Source organism: Streptomyces sp. SID10853, assembly GCF_010548145.1.
Lineage (GTDB): Bacteria > Actinomycetota > Actinomycetes > Streptomycetales > Streptomycetaceae > Streptomyces.
Map to the genome: position 1 here is coordinate 1 of NZ_JAAGLN010000403.1, position 3366 is coordinate 3366.

The following is a 3366-nucleotide window of genomic DNA, read 5'->3' on the forward strand; positions in this document are numbered from 1 at the left end:
TGGGCCGCCAGCGGAGCGCCGGAGGGCGCGAGCGGCGAGGTCCGCGTGTACCGCTCGGCCGAGCCGGGCGCGCATGTACGCGAGCGCGGCAGCGACGTCCACACCGGCGACCTCGCACTCGAAGCCGGTACGGTGCTCGGCCCGCCGCAGATCGGGCTGCTGGCCGCGATCGGCCGGGGCTCGGTGCGGGTCCGACCGCGCCCGCGCGTCGTCGTCATGTCGACCGGAAGCGAGCTGACCCAGCCGGGCGAGGTGCTCGCCGAGGGCCAGATCTACGACTCCAACAGCTTCGCCCTGGCTGCGGCCGCGCGGGACGCGGGCGCCATCTCGTACCGCGTCGGAGCGATCACCGACGACGCCGACGCGCTGCGCGCCACCATCGAGGACCAGCTGATCAGGGCCGACATCCTGGTCACCACCGGCGGCGTCAGCGTCGGCGCTTACGACGTGGTGAAGGAGGCGCTGTCGTCCGTCGGGGACCAGGACGTGCACGGCAGCGGCATCGACTTCCGCAAGCTGGCGATGCAGCCGGGCAAGCCCCAGGGCTTCGGTTCGATCGGCCCCGACCACACCCCGCTGCTCGCGCTCCCCGGCAATCCGGTCTCCAGCTATGTCTCGTTCGAGTTGTTCGTGCGCCCGGCGATCCGCGCCCTGATGGGCATGAGGGAAGTCCGCCGTCCGACGGTCCGCACCACCCTGGAGACGGGTGCGGCGGTCAGCTCGCCCGCCGGCCGGCGCCAGTTCCTGCGCGGCAGATACGACGCGGAGAAGCGCACCGTCAGTACGGTCGGGGGTTCCGGATCGCATCTGATCGCGGCTCTCGCGCACGCCGACTGCCTGATCGTGATCCCCGAGGACACCGTCCTGGCCGAGCCCGGCACGCAGCTCGAAGTGGTCCTCCTGGGCTGAGGGCGGCGCCGTGGCGGTACCGTGTCTGACCACACAGGCCGGACCGGGAGCACCACAGCAATGAGTACGCAGCAAGGGCTCACGCACATCGACGAGGCGGGCGCGGCCCGCATGGTCGACGTCTCGGAGAAGGACGTCACCGCGCGCACCGCACGCGCCAGCGGACGGGTCCTTGTCTCGCCGTACGTCGTCGAACTGCTCAGGGGCGAGGGCGTCCCCAAGGGAGACGCCCTCGCCACCGCCCGGATCGCGGGCATCATGGGGGCCAAGCGCACCCCGGACCTGATCCCGCTCTGCCACCCCCTGGCGGTCTCCGGGGTGAAGCTCGATCTGAGCGTCGCGGACGACGCGGTCGAGATCCTCGCCACGGTGAAGACGACGGACCGCACCGGTGTCGAGATGGAGGCGCTGACGGCCGTCACGGTCGCCGCGCTCACCGTGATCGACATGGTGAAGGCGGTCGACAAGGGAGCGGTCATCACCGACGTCCGGGTCGAGGAGAAGACCGGCGGCAAGTCCGGCACCTACCGCCGCCCGGCCCCGGAGGGAAGCCGCCCGGCCCCGGAGGGAAAGGGAGCATGAACACCCCCAGCGCCCCGCCGGCCCAGACCGGCCGGACCACTCCGGTCGCCGAGTCCACGGGGGACCGGCCGTACACCGCGCTCGTGGTGACGGCGTCGAACCGCGCATCGGCCGGGGTGTACGCCGACCGGGGCGGCCCGCTCATCGCGGAGGCGCTCACCGGACTCGGCTTCACGGTCGAAGGACCGCAGGTCGTCCCGGACGGAGACCCGGTCGAGCAGGCGCTGCGCGCCGGGGTCGCGGCGGCGTACGACGTCATCGTCACCACCGGTGGTACGGGCATCTCACCCACCGACCGCACCCCCGACGTGACCTTGCGTGTCCTCGACCGCGAGATCCCGGGCATCCCCGAGGCGATCCGCGCCGAAGGGCTGGCCAAGGTCCCGACCGCCGCACTCTCACGGGGCGTCGCCGGCCTGGCCGGCACGACCCTCGTCGTCAACCTCCCCGGCTCGACCGGCGGGGTCCGCGACGGACTCGCCGTACTCGGACGGCTGCTGGTGCATGCCGTGGACCAGATCCGGGGCGGCGACCACCCCAGACCCGCCGGGAGCATGAGCTGAACCTCTCACCGTGGCCCGTGGAACTGGCAGAAGGCCCCGTCGCCCTCCGCCCCATAAAACTGCGGGACCAGAAGATCTGGCGCGAGGTGAACCGGCGCAACCGCGACTGGCTGCGCCCCTGGGAGGCGACCGTGCCGCCGCCCGCCCCGGGCGGCCCGGTCGCACAGCGCCCCACCTACCGTCAGATGGTCCGCCACCTGCGCTCGGAAGCACACGCCGGGCGGATGCTGCCTTTCGTGATCGAGTACCAGGGGCGGCTGGTCGGCCAGTTGACCGTGGCCGGGATCACCTGGGGCTCGATGTGCTCGGGCCATGTCGGCTACTGGGTCGACCGGGAGGTCGCCGGGCGCGGCGTCATGCCGACCGCGGTGGCGCTCGCCGTCGACCACTGTTTCCGTACGGTCGGTATGCACCGCATCGAGGTCTGTATTCGCCCGGAGAACGAACCGAGCCGGCGGGTGGTGCAGAAACTCGGATTCCGCGAGGAGGGGCTGCGGCCGCGTTATCTGCACATCGACGGGGGCTGGCGCGACCATCTGGTCTTCGCGCTGACCGCCGAGGAAGTCCCGGACGGGCTGCTCAACAGATGGCGCCGGGCGCGTCCTGGCACGACACCGAAGCTGCCATGAGGCTGTTCGTGGACTGAACGTGAGCAGGGCGTCGGCAGGGCGTGACCAGGACGTCAGCAGGGCGTCAGCAGAGCGTGAGTTGCTCGGAAGGCGCTGGAAGACCCCATAAATAAAATAAGTGTTCGAAATTGCCGCCCAATCGGACCTCATCCGAAGTGAACACGCCCACATTCGGAGACTGTTGATCCGAACAATCACAAAAAAAGTTCGAGATATCAGCCGGATCGTGCGACACACCGGCCCAATTGGCAGATGGCCCCATGCGGACCCCTCTACGGTGTGAGGGTGAGCAGCAGTGGCCTCATCTACGCAGTCATCGTCGGGGCCTGGGCCGCCTACTTGGTGCCGATGTGGCTCCGCAGGCAGGACGAGCTGAACGAGGCCCGTCCGACGGAACGCTTCAGCACCGCCATCCGGCTGCTGTCCGGACGGGCGGGAATGGAGCGCCGGTACGCCAGGGAGCTTCAGGAGCGCGCAGCCGGTGAGGGTGCTCCCGACGATGCGGTGCCGGACAGTGCGACGGATTCCCCGAGTTCCGTCGACGTCCGGTCCTTCGCCATGTCTCCGGCGGACCCCACGGATTCGGCGGACCCGGCGGATTCGCCCGGTTCGGCGCGTCCCGACGGCCGGCCCGAGCAGGCGGCCCGCCGGGAGCGGACCGCCCCGAAGGCGCGCCGTGCCGG

4 protein-coding genes and 1 pseudogene are annotated in these 3366 nt (G+C 70.9%); all 5 read left to right on the top strand.

Annotated elements, in window-relative coordinates:
- Positions 1–909, top strand: a 909-nt coding sequence (glp, locus tag G3I19_RS35440; RefSeq protein ID WP_164267795.1) for a gephyrin-like molybdotransferase Glp, incomplete at its 5' end; no start/stop codon positions are given.
- A 60-nt stretch (positions 910–969) separates the two neighbouring features.
- A complete protein-coding gene (gene moaC / locus G3I19_RS35445) occupies positions 970–1491 on the top strand; it encodes a cyclic pyranopterin monophosphate synthase MoaC (RefSeq protein ID WP_164267796.1) in 522 nt (173 codons plus the stop codon).
- Positions 1488–2054, top strand: a complete 567-nt coding sequence (locus G3I19_RS35450) for a MogA/MoaB family molybdenum cofactor biosynthesis protein (protein ID WP_164267797.1) — start codon at positions 1488–1490, stop codon at positions 2052–2054. Before moaC ends, G3I19_RS35450 begins: the two co-directional genes overlap by 4 nt.
- A gap of 17 nt (positions 2055–2071) precedes the next feature.
- Positions 2072–2683, top strand: a complete 612-nt coding sequence (locus G3I19_RS35455) for a GNAT family protein (protein ID WP_164267798.1) — start codon at positions 2072–2074, stop codon at positions 2681–2683.
- Between the two features lie 285 nt (positions 2684–2968).
- Positions 2969–3366: pseudogene (locus tag G3I19_RS35460) on the top strand (hypothetical protein); the annotation flags it as partial.

Coding starts and splice junctions, on each gene's coding strand:
- moaC (WP_164267796.1), top strand. CDS start 970: ATGAGTACGCAGCAAGGGCTCACGCACATCGACGAGGCGGGCGCGGCC.
- G3I19_RS35450 (WP_164267797.1), top strand. CDS start 1,488: ATGAACACCCCCAGCGCCCCGCCGGCCCAGACCGGCCGGACCACTCCG.